This is a genomic window from Megasphaera sp. SC8-1, from assembly GCF_024436295.1.
Taxonomy (GTDB): domain Bacteria; phylum Bacillota; class Negativicutes; order Veillonellales; family Megasphaeraceae; genus Megasphaera; species Megasphaera elsdenii.
Genome location: NZ_JANFQH010000032.1, coordinates 12,449 through 37,023, shown reverse-complemented (window position 1 = coordinate 37,023; position 24,575 = coordinate 12,449). Strand labels below are relative to the sequence as shown.

Below are 24,575 nucleotides of genomic sequence, written 5' to 3'. Positions count from 1 at the left end.
TTTTTATAAGTATATCATACAGCGTTTAGTCTTCTTTGTCGACTACCGTCCCTAAATCTTCTCCGCTGGCAGCCTTGACGATGTTCCCGGGCTGGTCGATATTGAAGACGACGATAGGGATATTGTTGTTGCGGCAGAGCGTCGTCGCCGTAGCATCCATGACTTTCAGGTCTTTGTTGATGACGTCGAGATAGGTCAGGTGCTTGAACATCTTAGCGTCCGGATTGAGCTTGGGATCGCTGTCGTAGACGCCGTCGACGCCGTTCTTGGCCATGAGGATAGCATCGGCTTCGATTTCAGCAGCCCGCAGGGCAGCTGTCGTATCCGTCGAGAAATAAGGGTTGCCCGTACCGGCACCGAAGATGACGACGCGGCCTTTTTCCATGTGGCGGATAGCCCGGCGGCGGATATACGGTTCAGCGACCTGCTGCATGTTGATAGCCGTCTGGACGCGGGTAGCGACGCCGTTCTTTTCCATGGCATCCTGGAGGGCCAGGGAATTCATGACCGTAGCCAGCATGCCCATGTAGTCTGCCGAAACGCGGTCCATGCCTTTGGCCGAACCGGACAAGCCGCGCCAGATATTGCCGCCGCCGACGACGATAGCGACCTGGACGCCGAGCTGATTGACGGCAACGACCTGTTTGGCAATGGTTTCAACTGTTTCCGGGTCGATGCCATAGCCTTGTTTGCCAGCCAGTGCTTCACCACTCAATTTCAATACGATACGATGATACTTTTTCGATTCCATAAAAGAAGTGCCTCCTCTATCGGTATACAAGTCCAATTAGAAAATAAGAGAACACGGGTTGGGTGTTCTCTTATGCAATCTTATTTAGCTTGTGCCATTACTTCGGAAACAAAATCATCGTTCCGTTTTTCCAGGCCTTCACCCAATTCATAACGTGTATAACGGCGGATGTCGATTTTTTCACCGATTTTAGCAACCGCTTCGGTAACGACCTGCTGGACCGTCTTGTCAGAATCTTTGATGAATTCCTGATCGAGGAGGCAGTTTTCTTTGTAGAATTTTTCGATACGGCCGACGATCATCTTTTCGACGATCTTTTCCGGTTTGCCTTCGTTCAGGGCCTGCTGGCGGAGAACTTCTTTTTCATGTTCCAAAACTTCAGCCGGAACTTCTTCGCGTTTGAGGTATGCCGGTTTTGCAGCAGCGATCTGCATTGCAATATCTTTGCAGAGTGCTTTGAAGTTGTCTGTCTGAGCGACGAAGTCCGTTTCGCAGTTGACTTCGACGAGGACGCCGATACGGCCGTTGCCATGGATGTAAGAATAAACTAAACCTTCAGCAGCGATGCGGTCTGCTTTCTTAGCTGCTGCAGCCAAGCCGTGTTCACGAAGCAAGTCGACGGCTTTTTCCATATCGCCGTTGCTTTCGGTCAATGCTTTTTTGCAGTCCATCATGCCTGCACCGGTTTTCGTTCTTAATTCTTTTACCATTGCTGCTGTAATAGCCATGAGTATTCCTCCTAAAAGTAATGTGAATTATACAGTTTGAAGAAAGGTAAGAAGCAAAGGCTCCTTACCTTCCTATACTAACCATTCAGTTCTCAAAGAACAAACGATCTTATTCTGCTGCTTTTTCTTCAGCTGCTTCAGCACCTTCAGCGGCGCCTTCTTCCGTCTGTTCGCCCTGGTTGCCTTCGAGGACAGCGTCAGCGATTTTGCCGGTCAAGAGTTTGACAGCGCGGATAGCGTCGTCGTTAGCCGGGATCGGATAGTCGATGACATCGGGATCGCAGTTGGTGTCAACCGTAGCGATGATGGGGATGTGAAGTTTACGAGCTTCGGAAACAGCGATTTCTTCTTTTTTCGGGTCGATGATGAAGAGAGCGTCCGGCAGTTTCTTCATGTCTTTGATGCCGCCGAGGTATTTCTGAAGTTTTTCCATTTCGTGTTTGAGGAGCGTAACTTCTTTCTTCGGCAGGATTTCGAACGTGCCGTCTTCAGCCTGTTTTTCCAAAGTCTTCAAGCGTTTTACGCGCTTTTCGATGGTCTGGAAGTTGGTGAGCATACCGCCGAGCCAGCGTTCGTTGACGAAGTACTGGTTGCAACGTTCTGCTTCGTTTTTAATGGATTCCTGAGCCTGTTTTTTCGTGCCTACGAAGAGGACTTTGCCGCCTTCAGCAGCCAGGTCGCGGACAAAATTGTAAGCTTCGTCCATTTTCTTAACGGTTTTCTGCAAGTCGATGATGTAGATACCGTTACGTTCGGTGAAGATGAAACGAGCCATCTTCGGGTTCCAACGGCGGGTCTGATGACCGAAATGAACGCCGGCTTCCAATAATTGTTTCATAGATACTACTGCCATAATTGTGATTCCTCCTGTTTTTTCCTCCGCCCGGTCATCGCTCATCTTCACCCTTCCCCCCTGGGAGGGGCACAGTGCTGAGCTCGCCAAGCGTGTGTATTTTGTATCTTGGTATTCAAACCTTTGATATTATAGCATATATGACAAACAAGGGCAAGCATTTTTTCAAATGCCTGCCCTTGCGGACGTGTTTGAAGTTTGTAGCGGATGATTCAAACCTTAATTCAAGATATAGACCGGTACGGTGCGGCGGCCGAAGGTCATGCAGGCATCGTAGTCTTCCATGCAGAGGTCGATGCGGTTGCCGAGGATGGCTCCGCCGGTATCTTCGGCCCGGGCTACGCCATAGCCGGGGATGAAGACGGTCGAACCCAAGGGGATGACGTTGGGGTCGACGGCGACGACGCCATAACGGGCCCGCGTCCCCATGCGGGTGATGCACTGGCCGTCGCCATCAGTCGGCAGATAGGCCGTGGCTTCCATGGTGATGATCTTCTGGTAATGGGATACGTCGCCGGTACTGGTGTTGATTTCAACCGTTTCCTTGGTGCCGACCTTGCGGATCAGCGGCTGCATTTCCGAAATGAGCTCCGTCGAAAGCGTTTCCTTGTCGGCGACCTGGCCGTCGACGCTGACGATGTTCAGCTTGACCCGTTTGCGGCCGTTCTGCCCTTCCTGGACGATTTTCTCTTCGCCCTGGCCCAGGGTTTCATCAGGGATGCTTTCGATGGCGTACGGCACCACTTCATCTTCGGTGATCGTCTTGCGCGAGACGTGGCCGATGACGATATTTTCCCCGGCCTGGAGCGGCTTCTGTACGTCGCCATAAGGGCGGTACTTTTCCTTGTTATAGCCGTACTGTTCGGCTACTTCCTGGGAATTGTGCTTGGCCGTATAGACCTGCTGCTTCTGCCCCCGGTATTCCAGGGTCACCGGGATGGCCCGGCGCACCTTGACGTAACTGCCGTCGGCGAGCTTCTGCGTCGATACGTCGATTTCATCGTAATCGCCCATATCGATATTGTTTTCCCGCATCAAAGCCTGTTCATTGACGGCGTGAGTATATACCTGGCGGGTCGTGCCGTCGGCGACGAGGGTCACTGATTTCCCCCGGTCGATGAAGCCCGTCAAAGACACGATGACCAATAAGGCGATCATCGTGGCGTACATGCGTGTAATCGGTCGTTTATTCTTGAATCCAGTCATACTGAATCGTTTCCAGTCCATGCCATGCCTCCTAAAGCTTTTCTTTTCATTTTAGCAAAGACCGGCAGGCTTGTCAATTTACTTGTCTTCTTCAGCAGGACGTGGACGCAGGACGACCTTGCGGAACTGGCGTGCCGCCTTCTTCCGTTCCGATGCCAGCCGTTCAGCCTGGCGCTGGCATGTATCCTGGGCGTTGACAGGCTTGCCCTGGCGTTCGTCTGCCAGGTAGCGGTACGAACCGTCGCTGTTCATGGCATAGGCCTTGACATTGTCGTCGAAATATACTTTCAGGATACGCTTGATCCGTTCTTTATGCGGCGGAAATTCGACGGGCGTCATCAATTCAACGCGTTCATTGAGGTTGCGCGGCATCCAGTCAGCCGACGAAATGAAGACGTCTTCCTTGCCGCCGTTATAGAAGTAGAACAGGCGGCTGTGTTCCAGGAAGCGGCCGACGATGCTGTGGACTTCGATGTTTTCGCTGATGCCGGGCAGCCCCGGGCGGATGACGCAGATGCCGCGGACGATGAGGCGGATCTTGACGCCGGCTGCCGACGCTTCATAGAGCTTGGCAATGACGTATTTATCGAGGAGAGAATTCATCTTGGCCACGATGAGGGCTTTCTTGCCAGCCTTGGCCTGGGCGATTTCCTGGTCGATCTCCTGATAAATCGTTTCCCTCAGATTGAGCGGCGCGACGGCCAGTTTATTCCACTGAGGCGGATCGGAATAACCCGACAGGAGATTGAAGAAAGCCGACGCATCGACGCCGATGAGGGTATTGGCCGTCAAGATGCCGACATCCGTATAGATACGGGCCGTCTTGCCGTTGTAGTTGCCCGTCGCCAGGTGGACGTAACGGCGGATGCCATCTTCTTCACGGCGGACGACGAGGGTAATCTTGGAGTGGGTCTTGAGGCCCATGATGCCGTAAATGACATGGCAGCCGGCTTTTTCCAGCTTGCGGGCCATGTGGATATTATTTTCTTCATCGAAACGGGCCTTGACTTCCATGAGGACCGTGACCTGCTTGCCATTTTCTGCCGCCTGGGCCAGGGCCGCGATGATCGGCGACTTGCTGCTGACGCGGTACAAAGTCTGCTTGATGGCCAGGACATCCGGGTCTGTCGCCGCCAGCTGGATGAAGTGTTCCACCGTTTCAAAGGTTTCGTAAGGATGATGGACCATGACGTCCCGTTCGGCAATGGCCGACCAGAAATCGGGCGCGTCGATGGCAGCCAGTTCCGACGACGGCTGCGGCGTCACCGGCGGATAGCGCAGGTCATCATAGCCGTCGATGCCGACGAAGGAGAAAAAGACCTTGCAGTCCAGAGGACCGGGGATGGCATATACATCCCGTTCTTCGAGCTGCAATTCGTCACGCAGGAAGTCGCGGATCATGCGGCTCGCCGTCGACGCCAGTTCCAGGCGGACAGCCGCCCCTTTGCGGCGCTTCTTCAAGCTCTTTTCCACTTCCATCAAAAGGTCCTCGGCATCGTCGTCGATATCCAGGTCAGCGTCGCGGGTGATGCGGAACGGTGCGACTTCCAGGATGTCGCAGCCCAGGAAGAAGCGTTCCGCATAGGCGGCGATGACATCTTCCAGGAAGAGGAACTGCTGGCCGTCATGCTGTTTTCCGGCCGGGGAAACGCTGTCCGGGACCTTGATGATGCGGTCGATGACCGACGTCGGAACCGGCAGGATAGCCGTCTTGACGGAACGGTCCCCCTGCTTGCGGCGCAAGAGGACGGCCAGGTTCAGGTTCAGACTGGTCAGGAACGGAAAAGGATGGCTGGAATCGACAGCCATGGGCGTGACGACGGGATAGATTTCCCGTTCAAAAAAGCTTTCCAGCCACAGCCGCTGGTCATCATCGAGAGCGTCGACACGAATGAAATGCAGGCCGTGGGCTTGCAGTTTCTGCTGGATGTCGCCATAATAGCGGTACTGGTCGTCGACCAGTTTATGGACCATTTCCTGGATGGCATCGAACTGTTCCTGCGGCGTCATGCCGGCGATATCGATGTGCTTGACGCCGCTTTCGACGAGGTGCTTGACGCCGGCCACGCGGATCATGAAAAATTCGTCCAGGTTCGACGCGGCAATGGCGACGAAGTTCAGCTGTTCCAGCAGTGGATTGGACGGGACGATGGCTTCGCGCAGGACCCGTTCATTGAATTTGACCCATGTACATTCACGATTTAAAAAATATTGACTACTCGTAAAATCTGCCATGATTATCCTATCCTTTCACTAATTCCGTCGAAATACCAAAGACTTCGGCAAAGTCGACGGCCATTTTCAGATATGTCCAGCGTTCCAGGGAAATATCGGCTTCTGCCGTATAGGAGACGACGAGTCGGTCGTCCTTGAGCTCAGCCCGGATGGCGCTGATTTTCCCCAAATGGCTCTTATCCAGGGAATCGGCCAGGCGGAAAATAGCCGTCAGTTTGGCCGTAATGACCTTCTGACGCGGCGTCAGGGCATGGTAGACCGGTGATGCCTCCTGCAGGGTGCCGTCGAAGGCATAGTAGAGGACGGCCGCCAGGATTTCCTTTTCATCGTCAGCCAGGCCGAAGAGGTCCGTTTCCATGATGAGGTTGTATGTACAAAGATTATGCTTGCGGATATTGATGAATTTCCCCGTTTCGTGGAAGATAGCGGCCAGGCGGAGCAGATAATTATAACTGTAATCGAGGCCGATGAACTGGTACAGCGCCTGGAAGAGGACGTTGCCGTATTCTTCGATGCGGGCGGAATGGGCGGAGTCGGACAAATACTTCTTGGCCATGCGGCGCATCATGTCCAGGAGCAGGCCCTGGAGATGGGCCATATAATCATTATGGGTCTTATCGGCTACATAGTACATGGTATAGCCTTCGGTGAAGGTCGTCGGCATGACGACCAGCATGTCGATGTCGACGATGCGCAGCAGTTCATAATACAAGAGGATCGTCGGCATGATGACATTGGCCAGGTTCTGGGACAGGCCGAAGCGCTGCATGAGCTTGAACGGCGTGACGCCTTTAAAAGAATAGACGAACTGGCGCAGCTCATCGGGCGTAATCAGGAACAACCCGTTCTCACTGGTCTTGCCCATGAGGCGCGATACCAGATTGGCCCCGCGGCCGGACAAGACGATGTACTTGATATCATACCGCTGGACGCCCTTCCAGAGCGGATAGAGGGTCCCGTAAATATATTCGCGCACGGCCGTCGGGAACGTCAATTCATTGCGCTGCTTTTCCGTGAAATTTTCCAGGATCCGCAAGGAACCGATATGGATATTCTGCTGGAACAAGAGGCGGTCCGACTTCCAGCACGTCAAGCCGACGCCGCCGGACGTGATATCCAGGAGCATAACGGCCTTATCGGCAAAATTAAAGTTCCCTTTCAATACATTATAATAAAGGCCAAAGAACTTGTAGTAGATTTCCTTGGTCATATGGATGACTTCGACATCGAAGCCCGTGCGGATATGGATCTGGTCGAGGACATTGATCAAATTATCGGCCTCACAAATAGCCGTCGTCGACAAGACTCGGACATCCTTGACATCGTAATCGCGAAGGAGCTGGCGGAACCCCAGCAGGACCTGACAGATTTCATTCAAAGACTGAAAACTGACATGATGGCGCTGGAATACCGTTTCCCCATATTTCACTTCTCGGGATACATTTTCGATGATTTCCATGTCGTCCAAAGACGAATAAGCAATGACCTTCAAGGTCATGTTGACCGTCCCGATATGGATGATACCGAAAACATTCCGGGTTTGTTTTTCCATTATTCTCCCCACTTTTCTTGACGGTATAGTTGCTGTCTAGTTGATACTCTCCTTATTATACATGAAAGTCACCATATGTATGTATATTTTTTGTAAAAATTTTCAGTTTTTCCCCAGTGGGGATACAGAAAAAAGAGGCTGTCCGCTGAAGACAACCTCTTTTTGAGCAATTAATTTTCCTACCACGCCGCAGGCAGCCAGCCGCATAGGCTAAAGATGGCGTAGATGCCGGCACTGGCAAAGAGTACAACGACGAGGAACTGCATGATGGGGTGAGCGATCCAGCCGCATCTCCAGCACGGTGCGTGGTCGCCGTGTTTACGGGCGCTGCGCAGCATGAAGACGGGCAGGATGGACATGATGATGCCGCCGAAGGTGCCGGCGCTGAAGATGGCGTTGACGAAACCGATGAGGCCGCTGTAAGCCAAGAGGACTGGCGGGATGACGATGAAGGCCAGGCAGCCGGCTCGCGTACGGATGTCCGTTTCCGATTTAAAGCCCAGGCGGTCGATCATATTGGTCAAGAAGCTTTCGGCAATGGCCCAGAACGATGTGAGCATGGCACAGAAAGCGAAAGCGTTGACGATGACGAAGAAGACCGGAGATCCCAGGGCACGGCCCCAAGACAGGGATGCGACTTCCGAAATTTCATCGACTGGCAGCATGAGGAAGACCGCCAAGGGGACCAAAGCCAGGATGACGAAGGAAATGCCGGCCCCGGCCAGGATGGACGGGACGATTTTCCCCGGGTCATGCGTGAAGCCCCGGGAGATTTCCGGAACGATATACTGGACGGCATAGCAGAAGACGGCGATATTGAAGACCGGAACGGCATAGGTCCAATGGGCGTAGAGAATATCTGCGACAGGTACGCGGGCCGAAAACAGTGACGCGCCGACGAGAAGAATAAGCATGGCCGTCATACCTGAACTCAAATATTTCTCAGCGACCCCAGTGGCCTTAAGGCCCAGCCAGACGACGCTCGTCGCCCCGAGGGCAAAGAGGCAGCTGGCCATTTCCAGGGAAATACCGAAAAATTCGCTCAATATCCTGCCGCAGCCGCTGGTGTAAGCGATGAGGCTGCAAAAAGACGTGGCCCCGACGGAAAAGAAAATCAGCCAGGAACCGATTTTGCCGACGTACTTTTCTGCCAGGCCCGACAGCTGCAAGGGCTTCGTCGTCCGCAGCGTCGCTTCAGCGACATAGAGCATGGAGATGATAGAAAAAAAGCCTGCTACGACAAGCCACGTAAGCAGGACAGGCCAGCCGGCATTGCGACTGGCAAAAGCTAAACCTAAAACACCGGAACCTATGGTAGACCCGACGACCATCATCGTAGCCTCCATAAACGTAAGACGATGTACCTTGAGAGCCGCATCCTTTTGCGCAGCTCTGGCCGATATAGTGTCCAACTCGTTCACATATTCCATGAAGAAAAAACCTCTTTTCGTGTGAAAATATGTTACCTGATGTCAGCATGTCTGGACCATTATACCATATCCGCATAGGGATTCCAAGAAAAAAATCCTGCCACCTGAGAAAAAGCAGCAGGAATCGCCTCCTTCTATGTCGAAATGATATAGTGAAAATGATAAGGAGGGATTTTTATGGCAGACGTAATGGATAAGAAAAAACAACAAGGAACTCCCGAAAAAGACGCGGAAGCCGAAAAGGAACTGACGATCCTCCAGCCCGGCGCCGTTCCGGAAGAAGACGAAGATCCGGAAGCGCCCTACCTGGCCTCAGACATGTATCAGCGCATCGTCGCCCTGATCAACAACTTTGAGTCGGGCCTGCCCGACGACATGCAGGCCGGCGGCCGCCTGGTATCGGCTGGCGATATCACCTACAGCATCCAGGATATCGGCTACTGGGATCCGAACATGATCGTCTTTTACGGCGAATTGTCCGACGGATCGGCCGTCGAACTGGTCCAGCATATTTCCCAGCTCAACCTGCTCCTCGTCGCCGTCCCCCGCCACGACGACATCGAAAAGCCGCGCCGCATCATCGGCTTCAACCGCAAGAACGAACCGGATATCGCCACCGACCCGGAAGACTGAAGTCACGAAGATTTCGGCAAGGTGCTGATGGAAATAGCTGCCGGTTTGGCCGGACAGTGATACTCGCAGGAACCGCAGCCGATACAGCGCGCCCCATCGACGTGCGGGTAGCTGCGCCCGTCCTTGTTCTCGACCAGGGTAATGGCCTTGACGGGACAATGGCGGGCACAGTTACCGCAGACGATGCCGTCGCGGGCGATGAGACAGTGGAATTGGGCATAACGGGCGATGCCGATTTTTGTTTTTTCTTTCACGGCCAGCTCCAGCGGACGGATGGCACCGGCCGGGCAGGCTTGAGAACAAAAGTTGCAGTTATAGACACAGTAGCCTTTAGAAAAATCCATGTAGGGCTGGCCCATCTGCAAGGCGCCGTTCTCCAAAACGGCCGGCACCAGGACGCCGCTGGGACAGCGGCTGACACAGAGATGGCAGGCCGTACAGCGCTGGGCAAAAGCATCGGCTGAAACGGCCCCAGGCGGCAAGATTTTCTTCTTCCCCTTCCCCGTCCCCATCAAGGCTGGAACAACGGTCTGGCTGCGGGCCAGACCTGCGGCGATGGTCCCGGCGGCAACGGCCGTCGTCAGCAGCATCTCCCGTCGGCTGATACCTTCACCAGATAGCGTTTTTTCCGGAAGCTTGACCGGAAGGGTCCGGGAAAAGGTCAAGGCCCCTTTCGGACAGACGGCAACGCAGTCGAAGCAGTCGACGCAGCGGCTGGTATCGACGAAGCCATGGGCGACGTCGATGCAGGACGAACGGCACGTCTTTTCACAGGCCCCGCAGTGGATGCAGCGCGATCCGTCGATGACCGGCCGGAACAGGCTGAAGCGGCTGAGGGTTCCCAACAGCGTGCCGACAGGGCAAACAGTATGGCAGTACGCTCGGCCATAGCGCCAGGCCAGGACAGTCAGGACGACGAAATAAACCCCGGCCAGGGCCATGGCAGCCAGCGGCGGCCAGAGGATATCCGTCTTGCTCAGCACCGGAATCCAGCCGTGGCTTTCGTTGACCCCGACCAAAGCGTTCCAGCCATAGGCAACTGGCAGGCCCAGTCCATCGTGGACGATGCGGCCAAAGATACTGTACGGGTCGACCAGCCCCACAAAACCAGACAAGCCGGCCAGGAAAGCCAGACCGGTCAACATCAAGATACTATAGCGCACGATGCGCCGTTCCCGCCGGAAAGTAAATTTCCGGCGATTCTTTTTGCGCCGTTTGGCCAGCCAGAAGACGAAGTCCTGGCTGATGCCCAAGGGACAGAGGACGCTGCAATAGATCCGTCCCAGGAGCAGGGTCAGGACGATGATGACGGCGATGACCAGGAGATTCCCAGCCAAGAGAGCCGGCAGGACCTGCCATTGCGGCAGCACGGGTGCTACGATACCAGCAAAGGTCAGGACCATGGCCCCCATCAGGAGCCACGATAAAACGATGCGTCCCCGTTGCAGCATGTTCCGCATTTACACTACCCCCTTTCCTGTATCGCGCCCGAAATATTGGACAACATCATCAATGGCCCGCACGTGCTTAGGGATGTCGATATGCTGCGGACACTTGGGCAGACAGCGGCCGCAGGCTGTACAGTGGGAAGCGCGCTGCGGCCGTTCCAGGTTATTCTGATAATGGGCCAGGAAGGCTTTCTCCTGTGCTGCCGAAGCCCCTTGGGGATGGTCCACGTCGATTCCAGCCGGTTCGCCATAACGGTTGTAGATATGAAAGACTCCGGCGATGTCGACACCGTAGGGGCAGGGTTCACAGTAACGGCAATAGGTACAGGGAATGGCCCCGCTGCCGGCTTCCTTCCCCAGGGAGCGCTGGATAGCCCGCTCTTCGGCGGCCGATAAGGGCTGAAAATTGCTCAGGGTCCGGATATTGTCCAGGACCTGTTCCAAATTGCTCATGCCTGAATTCATGGTGATGACCCCTTCTTTAGAGCCGACCCAGCGCAGGGCCCACGACGCCATGCTGGCCTCTGGCCGCTGCTGCTTCAAGATGGCTTCTGCCGACGATGACAGATTGGCCAGGTTTCCGCCTTTGACCGGTTCCATGACGAAAATGGGGACATCCTTTTCTCGGCACTTGCGATATAGGTCCCCGGCCTGGCGGCTCCCTGACGGCGCTTCGCCCGGTTCGTTCCAGTCGGCATAGTTGAGCTGGATCATGCAGAAATCCCAATCATACTGGTCCAGGAGATAATGAAAGAAGGGCACGTCACCGTGAAAGGAAAAGCCCAGGCAGCGGATGCGGCCCCGGGCTTTTTCCTGGCGGAGGTAGTCCAGGATGCCGTCTTGGATGTAAAGTTCATCGAACTGGTCCTGACTGGTCAGGGAATGAAGCATGTAGTTGTCGAAATACGCAACTTGGCAGCGGTCGAGCTGGGTCTGGAAGATATCCTTTGCCTGATCGAGTCCCGTCAAGATGGGCGTCGGCATCTTGTCGGCCAGATAGACTGTGTCGCGGGGATATTTCTGCAAGGCCTGGCCGATGAAGGCTTCGGACTTCCCGTCGTGGTAGAACCAGGCCGTATCAAAATAATTGATGCCGTGGCGATAGGCAAAATCGACCATCTTCTCGCCTAATTCCTTATCTATTTCCCGGCCCGACGCTGTAAAGGTCGTCGGCAGGCGCATGCAGCCAAAGCCCAGGAGAGACAAGTCTTTCCCGAGGGGCTTATAGTAGCGCGTCGTGACTTTTCCCAAGTCCGTTCCGGCTGCCCCGGCAGCCTTATCGGCATCGAGAAAAGCCAGGATATCCTCGCGCTTCACCAAAGCCCCGCCAGCAGCTGCCCCAGCCAGTCCCCCGCCGAGGAGCTTCAAAAAAGTCCGCCGGCTGATATCGTGACTCATCCTACTTCCTCCTGTCTTATAACAATCCGGCCTTATCCAGCCAGGGATCGATGACGCTGTAATCCGTATCTTTATCCAGGGTCAGGCCTGTAAAGAGGCGGGCACCGGGAGCTGCTGCGGCCAAGGCCGGCAAGGTGACTTCAAAGGGGCTGCTGTAAGAGCACATGTAAGGCACGATGAGTTTCCCCTTCAAATCTTTCCCTTCCAGGAACGACGGGATAGTCATAGGCGCCGTGAACCACCAGCAGGGATAGCCGAGGACGATGACATCGTACTGCGACAGGTCGGGCTGTGTGCCGGCTAATTGGGGATGGACATTTTCATCAACTTCCTGCGCCGATTCCTTGAGGACCGTCGAATAATCGCGGGAATAATCGGGGTCGCGCTTGATTTCATAGAGGTCACCGCCAATTTTGTCCTGTATCATATGGGCCACTTCGCCAGACCGGCCGCCCCAGGTGAAATAAGCGATGAGGATGCGCTGGCCTTTATGGCTGCCCTTCGGTTCTTCCTGGATGGTCTTGATGGCAGCTGCTTCCTGTTTATGTTTGCTTTCCAATTCATCTTTGATGTCTTCCGACATAGGCTTGCCCGTCTGATTGGGCACATAGACGCCGGAAGCCGGTGCCGACGCTGTATTTTCCGACGTGCTCTGCACGGAAGTTCCCGTTTCGCCGCAGGCCGTCAGCAGGAACATAGCCGCCCCTAAGAAAACAACTCGCATGATTTTTACCAATTTCATAAGAATCCCTCCATTTTACTTACTGTGTGAACCCCATTTGATTCAGCCAATGCTGGGTCATTTCTTCAGCTTTATCCATGTCCTTATGATGCAGGGCAAATCCTTCGTGGACCGAAGCCCCCGGTTCAGTCTGCTGGATGTTCTGGATGGTGTCGGAGAACCCACTGCCACCGGATGTGACGATAGCGTAGACCTGTTTTCCTGACATATCCGTTTCCTTCAGGAACGACTGTACCGGCGCTGGCAAGGTGCTCCACCAGTTTGGATAAACTAAGATAATCGTATCGTAGCCGCTGAGGTCATCGACATGACTCTTCAAAGCAGGCAGTTCCTGATTCTGAATTTCCGCCTTGCCTTGGTCGACAGTTTCTTCATAACTTGTCGGATAGGGCTTTTCCGTCAGGATAGAGAATAAATCGCCGCCAGTCTGGTTGGCGATATAATCAGCAATAACCGTATTATTGCCAACAGCGACGCCGTCCTTGACTTTCAGGCTGGCTGAACTCATGACGTCGTACTTATCCGAATGGATGGCCTTGGCATCCGTATTTTCCGGATACGTAAAATAGGCAATGAGAATCTTATGCGGGTTTCCCTGGGGGTGATGGACTACCGACGCAGATACGGTCGGATTCGTGAGCTCTTTCTGACTCAGATTACCAGATGAACTTGACTTACCCGTAATATCACTGATACCGCAAGCCGTCAGGAACGCCGTCATCATCATGGCACAAGCAAGACCTAATACTTTCTTCCTCATAATAGACATCTCCTTTTTTTCTTACATTCACTATGGTCTATACTTAAAGCAATATCATATTTGTAGTATACCTTCCATTTTCTGTTATGTGAAATGCTTATCACATATTATTAGAAATGTCTTTAGAGTATGGCAGCATGACAAAAAGGAGGCTGTCGTATTAAGACAACCTCCTTTGGAGTAATAAGGAGAGCCACGAACCATGAACCTAGCTCGTTCTTTTTACTTTGAACCAGGCAGCGTACATCGTCGGCAGGACCAGCAGGGTCAGGACGGTGGCGACGAAGAGGCCACTGGCAATGGCGACGGCCAAGGGGCCCCAGAAGACGCTGCGCATAAGGGGAATCATGCCCAAAATGGCCGCAGCGGCCGTGAGCATGATGGGCCGGAAGCGCATGACTGCCGAGTCGATGACGGCGTGCCACGGGTCCTCACCGGCGGCCATGTGCTTCTGGATCTGGTCCAGGAGGATGATGGAGTTGCGGATGATCATGCCGCCCAGGGCCAGGATGCCCAAGTCGGCGACGAAGCCCAGGGATTTCCCGAAGAGGAGCATCCCCCAGGAGACGCCGATAAGTCCCATGGGCGCCGTAATCAGGGCCAGGAACATGAGCGACGGACTGCGCAGCTGGAACATGAGCAGTGTCATGATAATGATGACCATGACCGGTACCGGAACCAGGAGGTATTTCAGGGACTTCTGGCTGTTTTCCAGGGCCCCGTCGACTTCGACGGTGTAGCCAAAGGGCATGCTTTCCCGGATATCGGCAATGGAGTCATAGGCTTTCTGCGTCGCATCGTTAGCCGTACCGGACTTGATGCCGCCGTTTATGGTAATGGTCGGCTTCAAATCGCGGCGCCAGATGAGGCCATCTTCACCTTTATAGGAAATGGTGGCAATCTGTTCCAGCGGCACATAACCAGCCGGGCCTACGTAGACGGGCAGGCTCTTGATTTTGGCCAGGTCATTACGGTCGCTGTCCTGAAGGCGCAGCTGGATACCGATGGTCTTGTCAGCCGCATAGTATTGGGCCACTGTCGCCCCGGACAGTTCCGTATACAAAGTCTGGGCAATATCTTCACCGGAAATCCCCATGGCCCGCAATTTATTCTGGTCCAGGTCGACGTGCATGATCTTATTCTTCTGATCCCAGTTGAGGAAGACATTTTCCGTATTCGGGTCCTTGGCGATGCGGGCTGCAATCTGCTGGGCATAGGCTTTGACCTTATCCGTATCGTAGCCGGATACGCGCAGCATAATGGGATAATCCGACGGCGGCCCTAAGGGCACGTTCTTGACGTTGCAGCGGACGTTGGGGAACTTATCGGCCATTTCCTCTTTGATGGACTGCGTCAATTCTTCCCTGGTCTGGGTATCCTTGGCAACGACGACGAACTGAGCGTAGTTGTTGGCCGGCAGGACCGGTTCGATGGTCAGGACGAAACGCGGCGCCCCTTCACCGACGTAATAGGAATAATCCTTGAGTTTTTCCTGCTGGCTGTCGAGATACTGGGCAAAGCGGGCCGCTTCTTTCTGCGTCGCCTGCATGGACGAGCCTTCAGGCAGGGTCATTTCAACGATGAGTTCCGGTCTGAGAGAGGGTGGGAAAAATTCCTGGGGAATGAGTTTCATCAAGCCGACAGACAAGATGAACATGGCCGCTGTCCCGCCGATGACCAGGGCCCGATGAGTCAGGCACCAGGTCAGGACCTTGCGGAAGAAGACGTAGAACCGGCTCTGGTACAACGGTTCCGGCTCCGTCCCTTGGGCAACCTTGGGCTTGATCAGGTAATAGCCGAAGAGCGGCGCCACCATGACCGATACGATCCACGACAAGACCAGGGCCGCCGTAATGACAGGGAACAAATCTTTACAAAATTCCGACGCCGCCCCATCGGCAAAGGCGACGGGGATGAAGCCGGAGCAAGTGATGAGCGTCCCCGTCAGCATGGGCTTGGCTGTTGCCTTGAAGGCATAGCAGGCCGCATCGACGCGGTTCATGCCCTTCTCCAGCTGGACGGTCATCATTTCGACGGCAATGATGGCGTCGTCGACGAGGAGGCCCAGGGCGATGATCAGGGAGCCCAGGGAGACCTTATGCAAATCAATGCCGGCCACTTCCATGACGCAGAAGACGCCGGTCAGGACCAGAGGGATACAGAAAGCGACGACCAGGCCCGTCCGCAGGCCCAGGCTGAGGAAGCTGACGACGAGGACGATGATGATAGCTTCGCGCAGGGTATTGGTAAAATCGCTGATAGACTCTTTGACGACCTGCGGCTGGTCCGATACCTGGTGGATTTCCATGCCTGCCGGCAAATCGGATTTGACGCTTTCCTGCAATTTCTTCAGGTTTTCACCGAGCTTCAGGTTATTGCCGCCGCTCTTCATGGACAAGGCGATGCCGACGGCCGGTTTGCCGTTGTAGAACATCTTCGGGTCTGCCGGTTCCGTATAGCGCCGTTCGACCGTGGCGATGTCACCCAGGCGGAAGACGCGGCCATTGGCATTGATAGGCAGGTTGCGGATGGCTTCGACGTCTTCAAAGACACCGGACAGGCGCAGGTAGACGTTATCCGACTGAGTATCGACCATACCGGCCGGCGTCATCTGGTTCTGGCCTTTGACGGCATCGGCAATGGTCGTCGGCGCAATGCCCAGTTCGGCCAATTTGGAATTAGCCACTTCGATATAGACCTTTTCCGATTGTTCGCCGACTAGTTCGACTTTGCTCACATCGTCGACGGACATCATCATGCGGCGTATCTTTTCGGCCTTCTGGCGCAGTTCTTCATAAGAATAACCATCGCCGGTGACGGCATAGATAGAACCGTAGACGTCATCGAAGCGGTCGTTATAATACGGGCCGTAGACGCCTTCAGGCAGGTCCTTCTTCATGTCTTCCGTCAGATTGCGGACTTCATGCCACGTGCTGCGGATACTATCGCGCGGCGCCTTGTCGTCGAGATAGACGTAGATGACCGACTGGCCGGGCCGGGAATAACTTTTGATATAATCCAGGTTCGGCGTATCTTGCAGTTTCTTTTCGATCTTATCCGTCACCTGTTCCTGCATCTGTTCTGCCGTAGCTCCCGGCCAGGCGACGGAAACGACCATGGTCCGCACCGTATACGTCGGGTCTTCCATACGTCCCAGTTTCATGTAGGAAAAGATACCGGCAATGGCGATGAGGATGATGAAGTACCAGACGAGGACGCGGTTATGAATAGAGACTTCCGATAAATTTTTCATTCATCTTCCCCCTCTACGCGGACTTTTTGACCTTCACTGAGCATATGGACCCCGGCTGTGACGACGACATCGCCGCGGCTGAGACCCGTGACCTTGACGCTATTATCGCCAAAATCCTGGACAGTCACATCTTTCAGGGACAAAGTCTTGTCCTCCCCGACGACCCAGACCTGGGGCGTATCGCCAGTCTGATAGATAGCGGCCAGCGGCAGGACGAAAGTATCTTCAGCCACTGCCTGTTCACTGCCGTTAGCCACGGTAGCCGTCATGCCGAGCTGCATGCCGTCCGGCGGATTGGGCAGGGAAATATTGACCTGGTACGTCCGCGACGCTGCATCGGCCATGGGCGCCACTTCGCGGACGACGCCGGCAGCCTGCTGGTTCTGGAGGGCCCAGAAAGTGACGGTCACGTTCTTGCCCACCGGGAAATCGGCCAATTTATTTTCCGGCACGTTGACCTGGACTTCCAAGTCCCCTGAATGAACCAGGGTGACCACAGTCTGACCGGCCGCGACGACCTGCCCGACTTCGGCCGATACGGCTGAAATGACGCCGTCGGCATCGGCCGTGAGCTGTGTATAAGACAACTGATTTTCCTGAGCCTGTTGAGCGGCCAGGGCCTGGTTATACTGGGCCGAAGCCTGGTCGTAGGCCGTCTGGTACTGGTCCAGGACGGACGCACTGATGGCATCCATATCGTATAATTGCTGATAGCGGTTCAAATTGGATTGGGCCAGCTGGAGCTGGGCAGCAGCAGCGTCGACCTTGGCCTGCGTCTGGTTGACAGCCTGAGCAATATCCTTCGGATCGACCGTCATCAAGACGTCACCGGCATGGACCTGCGAGCCGAGCTGGACGTTGCGGGCCGTAATGCGGCCGCCGGCCTGGAAGGACAGATTACTCTGGTAACGGCCTTTGACGGTCCCCGAATAGGTTCCAGCCGTCGTACCCGCCCTTTCGCTGCCGACCTGGATGGCCTTGACCAGCTGGGGCTGTTCGGCCTGCTGCGTCTGCTGGCCGCAGCCGGTCAGCCCCAAAACCGACACGATGGCGATGACAAGGGCCGTGTATTTCCAATCGCGTTTCATAGCTTCATCTCCTTTTGGGGATTAAGGGCGGCAATATTTGCTTCAGCAGCATTGTCGGCCACTTGATGCATGAGCTGCAAAGCCGGCCCCAGCGTCGCCTCATCGATGCCTTGGACGAGGACGTCGACCCATTTTCTCAAAATCGTTTCCATCGTATCCTGCAGTTCCATGGCCTTCGGCGTCAAATACAGATACTTGTAGCGCCGGTCCGTCCCCTGCTGGCGGCGGCTGACGAATCCCTTTTCCTCGAGCGTCTTCAAGTTCCGGGCCACCAAGGCCTTATCAGCCTTCATAACCTGACAGAGCTCATGCTGCCGGCAGCCCTCGTGGCTGTACAGGCTCATGAGGGTCACGTGTTCCGAATAAGATAACTTCCACGGCCGACAGGCCTCAGTCACATAGGCTTGCGAACGCTGGTTGATGACGCTGAAATCATGGCTGACCTTTAAATAATCCATGCTCCGCATCCCCTTTTCTCTGTAATTAGTTGATTTACTCAACTATCTATCTGTAGTATAGCAAAAAGAAGGGGAAAAAGCAAGGCGCTGTCACAGGCCGCCCCGGACTCAAATGCCGCTGCGCGGCGACAGATGCAAACGGACGACATCGCCTCGAGTGACCCTCGGCTCGTAAAAAAAGGCCCCGATTGGGGCCATCGTAGGGGCCGTCCTGTAAAGGCGGCCCGCTACGCGCTGAGGGTATCCCGAGGCGCCGTTGTTAGTTCGAATTTATCGCGGTGGAACGCCGCATCGTATTCCGATTCCATACAGGGATGTCCTGGAATCAGACCAGCACCCACACGACAGCGATGATGAGTGCCGGCAGCAGGTTGGCAATGCGCACGTGAGGCAGGCCGAAGAGGTTCGTACCGACACAGAAAATCAGGATATTGCCGACGGCGCTGAGGCTCTTTAGAGCAGCAGGCGTCATGATAGGTTCGAGAAAGCCGGCCAGCAGGAAGATGATTCCCTGGAAGATGCCGACAGAAATTGCGGAAAAGATGCAGCCCTTGCCCAGCGCCGATGTCATGATCATGACGATGACGGCATCGATTACCGTCTTGGCGAACAGGACAGAGGGGTCACTGAGCAGGCGGTCGTTGATAGAACCGATGACGGCCATGGCACCGATGCAGACTGTCAGGGATGCCGTGACGAAGCCTTCGACGAATCGCGTGTCACCGCCACTGCCCGTCTTCTGCTGGAGCCAGTGCCCGAAACGCTCCATGCGGTCTTCGAGGTCGATGGCTTCACCGATGACTGCACCACCGATGAGACTCGCAAGCATACAGTTCGTCCCGACGAGCGTCACTCCCCCATCAGCGCCGATTTGCAGCATCTCTTTGACCGTTCCCGTCAAACCGAGGAATATGACCGCCACAGCGCAGGCCATCATGATGGCCTTTTGGAAACGCTCTGATATCAGCCGTCCGCACCCCAGCCCCAAGAGTCCACCACCGACAATGCCCAATACATTCGCTAAAACACCTATTCCTGGAAACAAAAAATTCCCGCCTTTCTAAAAAAAATAAAAACAGATGCCGGCGAACTTCAAGGTATCCGCCGGCTCACTTTTTTCCCGATGACGGGAATCTTTTCGATGTCTTCGACGGTCAGGGCCCGGAAGACGATGAGGCCTATGAGGTAGACCAGGGCGGCGGCCATCATGGCGATGAGGGTGGCTGCGGCGTTGCCGAAGAGGACGATCAGGGCGTGATGGACGAGCCAGGCCGTACCGGCCATGGCGGCACCGGCCAGGAAGAGTTTACCCACGTAGCGCCATTGGACGCGGTAGGCGATGTATTTATGGGCAAAGTACAAATTGAGCGCCGTCGCGACAGCCAGGTCGGCATTGGTCGCCCAGGCGGCGCCGACTTCACCCAGCCAGGGAATGGCCGTCAGATGCCAGCTGAGGACGATTTTGACAACGGCTGCAGCAGCCATATTGTACAGGGGGACCGCCGTATGGCCCATGCCCTGCAGGAGGCCGCTGGTAATCTGCTGGAGACCGACGAGGAAGACGGAAATGGACAGGACGCAGATAGCCGGTCCCGCTGCCGGCGTCGCGTAGAGGAGCCGGGAAATGGGCACGGCCAGGACGGCCAGGCCCAGGCAGGCCGGTACGGTGATGACGTTGGCAATGCGCATGGCCGTGTCGGTCCGGTCGAGGATGACGTCCCGATCATGACGGGAAAAAGCCGCCGATACGGCCGGGACGAGGCTCGTCGCCAAGGCGATGGTCAAGATGGCCGGCAGCTGGACCAGGCCGTTGGCCATACCCGTCAGGTAGCCATAGAGGGCCGTCGCTTCATGCGTACTGTAACCAGCCGCTTCCAGGCGCAAGGGCACGATGAACAAGTCGATGCTGGCCACGGCCGGCAGGAGCATATTGGCTGCCGCCACGGGCACGGCCAGGACAATGAGCCGGCGGATGATGCGCCGTGGCGACTGGACGCGGAAGACGCCGTCATCTTCGGGCATAGGCTGGCGGCTGTAGCGGTAATATAAGAAGGTGATGAGCAGCAGCCCGGCAGTCGCCCCGGGGACGGCACCAAAGGCCGCACCGGCTGCGGCCCACTCCAGCCCCTTCGGCAGCAGGAGCCAGGCCAGGACGAGCATCGTACAGACCCGGACGAATTGATCCGCCATCTGGGACAAGGCCGTCGGTGTCATGAGCTGCAGGCCCTGGAAATAGCCGCGGAAGCAGCAGGCCACGACCGACAAGCTCAAGGCCGGCGCCAGCACGGCCAGGGCCGGGAAGGCCCGGCTGTCGCGGACGATGCCCATCGTAACCAGGCCATGGGCGCCAAAAGGCAGGGCCAGGCCGCAGACGACGGCGACGACGGTCATAAAGGCCAGGGTCACGTGAAAGATGCGGCGGACACCGCTGTAATGGCCTTTGGCCGCTTCTTCAGCGATCATGATGGACACGGCAATGGGAATCCCGGCGCCGATGATGCTCAAAAGCAGGATATAGACGGGATAAGCCATCTGATAGAGGCCGATGCCCTCGCCGCCCAAGAGGCGCGACAATAAAATACGGTTCAGCCCGCCTAAGATCTTGACGACGATACCGGCCATGGTGAGGACCATGGCGCCCCGTAAAAAGGAGTTCTTACTCAAGGGAATTCCCCTTTCTCAATGATGAAAAAGCCGCCAGCAGGGTCTGGATGAAGGCCAGGACGTCGGAAATCCCTGCCAGGGAGACGCGGACCATGACGGGCAGATTGGGCACCAGGCGGAAACGGCGGCGCAGGGACGGTTCCAAGTTGGGAAGGTCCGGCATATCGGCGACGCGCTGCCATTTCAATTCCAGGACATCCTTCTTCTGGGCGATGAGTACCAGGCCCTGAGCCTTGGCATCGAGGCGCGTTTCCGTGACCTGCAGGAGTTTTTCTACGGGCTGGCTCGGCTTGCCATAGCGGTCGGCCAGTTCCTGGCGCAGGCCGGCCAGTTCCTCTTTCGACGATAAGACAGCCAGGCGCTGGTACATTTCGATTTTCTGACCGCCATTCTGGATATAGTCGTCGTCGATGAAGGCGTCGACATGGATTTCCATGACCGTTTCCGGCGGTGGCGGCGCCACGTCCTTGCCGGTCTGGGCCTTGGCGATGGCATCTTCCAGCATGTGACAGTACATGGCAAAACCGACGCTGGCGATATTGCCGTGCTGTTCCCGGCCCAGGAGGTTGCCGGCACCGCGGATTTCCAGGTCGCGCATGGCAATCTTGAAGCCCGACCCGAGTTCGGTAAATTCCTTGATGGCCTGCAATCGCTTTTCAGCGACTTCCGACAGGACCTTGTCGCGGCGGTAGAGGAAATAAGCATAGGCCATGCGGTGGCTCCGGCCGACGCGGCCGCGCATCTGATAGAGCTGGGACAGACCAAAATGGTCGGCGTCGTAAATGATGATCGTATTGGCATTGGCTACGTCCAGACCGTTTTCGACGAGGCTCGAACAGAGGAGGACGTCGTATTTACCTTCATAGAAATCGAACATGACCGATTCCAGCAGACTCCCGGCCATCTGGCCGTGGGCGATGCCAATGGTCACATCCGGCAAGAGGGCCTGGAGTTCGTCTTTCATCTTTTCGATGGTCGCGACGCGGTTGTAGACGAAGAAGACCTGACCGCCCCGCCGTTTTTCGCGCATAATGGCATCGCTGACGATGCGGGCGTCGTATTCGGTCACATAGGTCTGGACGGGGAAACGGTCGGTCGGCGGCGTTTCGATGACGCACATTTCCCGCAAGTTGACCAGGGACATGTGCAGCGTCCGCGGAATGGGCGTCGCGCTCAGGGACAGGACATCGATGTTGGCCGCCCAGGCCTTCCACTTTTCCTTCTGGGCTACGCCGAAGCGCTGTTCTTCATCGACGACCAAGAGGCCCAGGTCCTTGAACTTGACCTTTTTATTGAGTAGGCTGTGGGTCCCGATGAGGACGTCGATATCGCCTGTCAAGGTCCGGGCCAGGATATCTTTCTTTTCTTTATAGGAACGGAAGCGGTTGAGGACGTCGACGTGGACGCCAAAGGGGCCGAAGCGTTCCATGAAGGTCTGGAAATGCTGTTGCGACAAAACCGTCGTCGGCACCAGGACGGCCACCTGTTTGCCTGCTGTGACGGCTTTGAAGATGGCCCGCATGGCCACTTCCGTCTTGCCGAAACCGACGTCGCCGCAAACCAGACAGTCCATCGGCGTCGGCCGTTCCATACTGGCCTTGATGTCGCGGACGGCTTTCAGCTGATCTTCCGTTTCTTCATAGGGGAAAGCTTCTTCAAATTCCTTTTGGAACGGCGTGTCCGGCGGAAAGGCATAACCTTGGACGACTTCCCGCTTAGCATAGAGGGCGACGAGTTTCTCTGCCAGGTCGGTAATGGACTTCTGGGCCTTGGCCCGCGTCTTCTGCCAGTCGGAACCGCCCATTTTCTGTAATTTCGGCGTATCCCCTTCGTTGCCGATATAGCGCTGCAACAGGGACAACTGGTCTGTCGGCACGTAGAGGATATCCTTGCCGGCATAGTGGATTTCCAAATAATCCTTGTGGACGCCATCCATTTCAATGGTCTTAATGCCGATGTAGCGGCCAATGCCGTGGACTTCATGGACGACGTAATCGCCGGGCTTGAGGTCCGTAAAGACGTTGATTTCCTGGCCTTTGGCCGCATGATGGCGCAGGCGCCGCTTCTGCGTGCCGAAGACATCCCGTTCGGCGACGACGACGACCTTGGCATAGGGCAGTTCGAAACCGTCGTGGATTTCCCCTTCGACGACGTAGATCCCGCCGGCCGGGCTCTGGGCCTCGTCATAGTCACGGAACGGCAATTCGTGCTGCTTCATCCAGGCCTGGAGCGAAGCCCGCCGGTCGCGGCTGCTGATGACGAAGAGGAGGGTATTCCCTAACGACCGCCAGTGGTCCACTTCTTCTTCCAGGAGGTTGAACTGCTTCTGGAAACTGGCCATCATCTTGGCAGCAAAGCTGGCCGACGTGTCCACTACCATGTCCGGCACGGACTGGGCCATGAGCGACAAGATGAGCTGCGGGCCTGGGCGTTCAGCGCCTGCCAGGTTCTTCCAGGAGGCCAGGCGGCCTTTATAGTCATCCGATTCCTTGAGGATTTTCTTCAAGCCTTCGCGGACGCGGTTCGGTTCATCCCAGATGATAACGCCCTGTTCAGCATAATCCAGGAGGGTGTATTTTTCATCATCCTGGACCGTCAGGGAAATGGGCAGGATCCGGGCTTTCTCCCGCTGTTCCTGTGATTTCTGGCTGTCCACATCGAATGTGCGCAGGCTGTCCAGTTCATCACCAAAAAATTCCAGGCGCAGCGGCTGCGGTTCATTGACGGCGTAGATATCGACGATATCGCCGCGGACGGAAAAATGGCCGCGCCGTTCGACCAGGTCCACCCGTTCATAGCCGGCGTCGACGAGGTGCTGCAGCAGCTCATCGCGGTCGTACTCCTGATGGATGGCGACGTCGATAGCCGCGGCATCGATGCGCTGCGGCGCCATGACGTACTGGGCGGCTTCTTCCGGTGCCGCCAGGATCAGGAGGCGGTCCCCCTGACGCAGGCGTCCCAGGGCTTCCATCTGCCGGGCCGTCCGGTCAAGGCTCTTGGCCGTCGTCGTGAAGACGGCCTTGTCGACGACGGGAAAGTCCAGGACCGGCAGGTCCGGAGCCAAAAAGGCCAGGTCTGCCCGCCAGGACGCTGCCTGTTCCCGCGACGGGACGACAAGGACAGCCTGTCCCGGCCGTTCCGTCAAGGCCTTGGCGACGAGGGCGCTCTTGACCGAGCCGCTGAGACCATAGATGCTATGGCAGCCCGGCTGAGAAAACGCCGTCACAGCCTCTCGGATATTTTCATCTTGATTCATCCATTGAAAGAATTGCTTCATATCATTTTTACCTCATGACAAATTGGGGCTGTCACAGGGAGATGGTCCCTGTGCAGCCCTTATTGTAATTGAATTGGTTAACTATTTGATTATATCATA

General features: G+C 55.7%; 18 protein-coding genes. 1 reads left to right on the top strand and 17 read right to left on the bottom strand.

What is annotated here, in order from left to right; translation table 11 throughout:
- Positions 1-25: 25 nt before the first annotated feature.
- The 7 genes from pyrH to NOS26_RS09965 form a co-directional block, all read right to left on the bottom strand.
- The gene (gene pyrH / locus NOS26_RS09995; protein WP_014016750.1) at positions 26-751 is read right to left on the bottom strand and encodes a UMP kinase; all 726 of its coding nucleotides are present in this window, start codon (positions 749-751) and stop codon (positions 26-28) included.
- A gap of 80 nt (positions 752-831) precedes the next feature.
- Entirely contained in the window at positions 832-1,479 is a 648-nt protein-coding gene (tsf, locus tag NOS26_RS09990) for a translation elongation factor Ts (protein ID WP_014016751.1), read from the bottom strand.
- A 109-nt stretch (positions 1,480-1,588) separates the two neighbouring features.
- Positions 1,589-2,332, bottom strand: a complete 744-nt coding sequence (rpsB, locus tag NOS26_RS09985; RefSeq protein ID WP_014016752.1) for a 30S ribosomal protein S2 — start codon at positions 2,330-2,332, stop codon at positions 1,589-1,591.
- Between the two features lie 219 nt (positions 2,333-2,551).
- Positions 2,552-3,559, bottom strand: coding sequence for a 3D domain-containing protein (locus NOS26_RS09980; RefSeq protein ID WP_014016753.1), 1,008 nt, complete (start codon positions 3,557-3,559; stop codon positions 2,552-2,554).
- Positions 3,560-3,616: 57 nt separating this feature from the next.
- Positions 3,617-5,773 carry a polyphosphate kinase 1 gene (gene ppk1, locus NOS26_RS09975; protein ID WP_255917680.1) on the bottom strand — a complete coding sequence of 719 codons (2,157 nt, stop codon included), beginning with the start codon at positions 5,771-5,773 and terminating at the stop codon, positions 3,617-3,619.
- A 7-nt stretch (positions 5,774-5,780) separates the two neighbouring features.
- Positions 5,781-7,325, bottom strand: a complete 1,545-nt coding sequence (locus NOS26_RS09970; RefSeq protein WP_014016755.1) for a Ppx/GppA phosphatase family protein — start codon at positions 7,323-7,325, stop codon at positions 5,781-5,783.
- Between the two features lie 179 nt (positions 7,326-7,504).
- Positions 7,505-8,671, bottom strand: coding sequence for an aromatic amino acid transport family protein (locus tag NOS26_RS09965; RefSeq protein WP_255917679.1), 1,167 nt, complete (start codon positions 8,669-8,671; stop codon positions 7,505-7,507).
- A 261-nt stretch (positions 8,672-8,932) separates the two neighbouring features.
- On the opposite strand from NOS26_RS09965, the gene NOS26_RS09960 reads away from it, so the two are divergent.
- On the top strand, positions 8,933-9,388 hold the full coding sequence (locus NOS26_RS09960; RefSeq protein WP_255917678.1) for a DUF6173 family protein: 456 nt from the start codon (positions 8,933-8,935) through the stop codon (positions 9,386-9,388).
- Between the two features lie 2 nt (positions 9,389-9,390).
- Here NOS26_RS09960 and NOS26_RS09955 read toward each other — a convergent pair whose 3' ends face one another.
- From NOS26_RS09955 to mfd, 10 genes are all read right to left on the bottom strand, one after another.
- Positions 9,391-10,848: a 4Fe-4S binding protein gene (locus NOS26_RS09955; protein WP_074786235.1), complete on the bottom strand. Its 1,458-nt coding sequence runs from the start codon at positions 10,846-10,848 to the stop codon at positions 9,391-9,393.
- Positions 10,849-12,234, bottom strand: a complete 1,386-nt coding sequence (locus NOS26_RS09950) for an aldo/keto reductase (RefSeq protein WP_074786233.1) — start codon at positions 12,232-12,234, stop codon at positions 10,849-10,851.
- A gap of 16 nt (positions 12,235-12,250) precedes the next feature.
- Entirely contained in the window at positions 12,251-12,976 is a 726-nt protein-coding gene (locus tag NOS26_RS09945) for a flavodoxin (protein WP_074786231.1), read from the bottom strand.
- Positions 12,977-12,995: 19 nt separating this feature from the next.
- Entirely contained in the window at positions 12,996-13,736 is a 741-nt protein-coding gene (locus NOS26_RS09940; protein WP_177183640.1) for a flavodoxin, read from the bottom strand.
- A gap of 208 nt (positions 13,737-13,944) precedes the next feature.
- Positions 13,945-16,989 carry an efflux RND transporter permease subunit gene (locus NOS26_RS09935; protein ID WP_074786227.1) on the bottom strand — a complete coding sequence of 1,015 codons (3,045 nt, stop codon included), beginning with the start codon at positions 16,987-16,989 and terminating at the stop codon, positions 13,945-13,947.
- The gene (locus NOS26_RS09930; protein WP_074786225.1) at positions 16,986-18,077 is read right to left on the bottom strand and encodes an efflux RND transporter periplasmic adaptor subunit; all 1,092 of its coding nucleotides are present in this window, start codon (positions 18,075-18,077) and stop codon (positions 16,986-16,988) included. Before NOS26_RS09930 ends, NOS26_RS09935 begins: the two co-directional genes overlap by 4 nt.
- Complete coding sequence (locus NOS26_RS09925) at positions 18,074-18,535, bottom strand: MarR family winged helix-turn-helix transcriptional regulator (RefSeq protein ID WP_074786223.1); 462 nt, start codon at positions 18,533-18,535, stop codon at positions 18,074-18,076. The genes NOS26_RS09930 and NOS26_RS09925 overlap by 4 nt, the downstream gene beginning before the upstream one ends.
- 325 nt (positions 18,536-18,860) lie before the next feature.
- Positions 18,861-19,580 (bottom strand): DUF554 domain-containing protein, encoded by a 720-nt coding sequence (locus NOS26_RS09920; protein ID WP_074786221.1) that lies wholly within the window; start codon positions 19,578-19,580, stop codon positions 18,861-18,863.
- A gap of 47 nt (positions 19,581-19,627) precedes the next feature.
- A complete protein-coding gene (locus tag NOS26_RS09915) occupies positions 19,628-21,199 on the bottom strand; it encodes a polysaccharide biosynthesis protein (RefSeq protein ID WP_072981158.1) in 1,572 nt (523 codons plus the stop codon).
- On the bottom strand, positions 21,192-24,476 hold the full coding sequence (gene mfd, locus NOS26_RS09910; protein ID WP_072981156.1) for a transcription-repair coupling factor: 3,285 nt from the start codon (positions 24,474-24,476) through the stop codon (positions 21,192-21,194). Before mfd ends, NOS26_RS09915 begins: the two co-directional genes overlap by 8 nt.
- Between the last annotated feature and the right edge of the window lie 99 nt (positions 24,477-24,575).

Excerpts from the sequence above, each read along its gene's own strand:
- pyrH (WP_014016750.1), bottom strand. The coding sequence starts at position 751 with ATGGAATCGAAAAAGTATCATCGTATCGTATTGAAATTGAGTGGTGAA.
- ppk1 (WP_255917680.1), bottom strand. The coding sequence starts at position 5,773 with ATGGCAGATTTTACGAGTAGTCAATATTTTTTAAATCGTGAATGTACA.
- NOS26_RS09925 (WP_074786223.1), bottom strand. The coding sequence starts at position 18,535 with ATGGATTATTTAAAGGTCAGCCATGATTTCAGCGTCATCAACCAGCGT.
- NOS26_RS09960 (WP_255917678.1), top strand. The coding sequence starts at position 8,933 with ATGGCAGACGTAATGGATAAGAAAAAACAACAAGGAACTCCCGAAAAA.
- NOS26_RS09945 (WP_074786231.1), bottom strand. The coding sequence starts at position 12,976 with ATGAAATTGGTAAAAATCATGCGAGTTGTTTTCTTAGGGGCGGCTATG.
- NOS26_RS09950 (WP_074786233.1), bottom strand. The coding sequence starts at position 12,234 with ATGAGTCACGATATCAGCCGGCGGACTTTTTTGAAGCTCCTCGGCGGG.
- NOS26_RS09955 (WP_074786235.1), bottom strand. The coding sequence starts at position 10,848 with ATGCGGAACATGCTGCAACGGGGACGCATCGTTTTATCGTGGCTCCTG.
- rpsB (WP_014016752.1), bottom strand. The coding sequence starts at position 2,332 with ATGGCAGTAGTATCTATGAAACAATTATTGGAAGCCGGCGTTCATTTC.
- NOS26_RS09930 (WP_074786225.1), bottom strand. The coding sequence starts at position 18,077 with ATGAAACGCGATTGGAAATACACGGCCCTTGTCATCGCCATCGTGTCG.
- mfd (WP_072981156.1), bottom strand. The coding sequence starts at position 24,476 with ATGAAGCAATTCTTTCAATGGATGAATCAAGATGAAAATATCCGAGAG.
- NOS26_RS09980 (WP_014016753.1), bottom strand. The coding sequence starts at position 3,559 with ATGGACTGGAAACGATTCAGTATGACTGGATTCAAGAATAAACGACCG.
- NOS26_RS09940 (WP_177183640.1), bottom strand. The coding sequence starts at position 13,736 with ATGAGGAAGAAAGTATTAGGTCTTGCTTGTGCCATGATGATGACGGCG.
- tsf (WP_014016751.1), bottom strand. The coding sequence starts at position 1,479 with ATGGCTATTACAGCAGCAATGGTAAAAGAATTAAGAACGAAAACCGGT.
- NOS26_RS09935 (WP_074786227.1), bottom strand. The coding sequence starts at position 16,989 with ATGAAAAATTTATCGGAAGTCTCTATTCATAACCGCGTCCTCGTCTGG.
- NOS26_RS09970 (WP_014016755.1), bottom strand. The coding sequence starts at position 7,325 with ATGGAAAAACAAACCCGGAATGTTTTCGGTATCATCCATATCGGGACG.
- NOS26_RS09965 (WP_255917679.1), bottom strand. The coding sequence starts at position 8,671 with ATGGAGGCTACGATGATGGTCGTCGGGTCTACCATAGGTTCCGGTGTT.